Annotated in this window: 1 protein-coding gene; it reads left to right on the forward strand. The window is 53.9% G+C overall.

The annotated features are described in order from the left end of the window. Positions 1 to 495, forward strand: a 495-nt coding sequence (locus NUV89_RS29780) for an IS3 family transposase (protein ID WP_257784134.1), incomplete at its 5' end; no start/stop codon positions are given. Positions 496 to 531: the final 36 nt, after the last annotated feature.

Here is a 531-nt window from a genome sequence, read left to right on the forward strand (position 1 = left end):
TTTGATGTGACGGCGGTTAATCAGGTGTGGTGTGGCGACGTAACGTACATCAAGGTCGGCAAGCGTTGGATGTACTTCGCCGCCGTTCTGGATCTGTACGCTCGCAGGATCGTAGGCTGGTCGTTCTCGATGATTTCTGATGCCAACCTGACCTGCGAAGCGCTACGCATGGCGGTGGAGTTGCGTGGCCATCCCCAGGATGTGTTGTTTCATTCTGACCAAGGTTGCCAGTACACCAGCCATAAATTCCGAAACGCGCTTGTGAAACATGGGTTTAGGCAAAGTATGAGCCGTAAAGGTGAGTGCTGGGACAACGCCCCGATGGAGCGTTTCTTTGGTAGTTTGAAATCCGAGTGGGTTCCTGAAACGGGCTACAAACTGGAACATGAGGCCCGGGCAGACGTGCAGCGCTATGTCTCGCGCTACAACATCAGCAGGCCTCACAGCTATAACGACTACCGGTCGCCGGTCGCGAAGGAAAGGTTAGCGGCGTGAACCTTAATCGGTGTCCAAGATTACTTGACCAGTTCA

Source organism: Pseudomonas sp. 18.1.10, from assembly GCF_024655625.1.
Taxonomy (GTDB): Bacteria; Pseudomonadota; Gammaproteobacteria; order Pseudomonadales; family Pseudomonadaceae; genus Aquipseudomonas.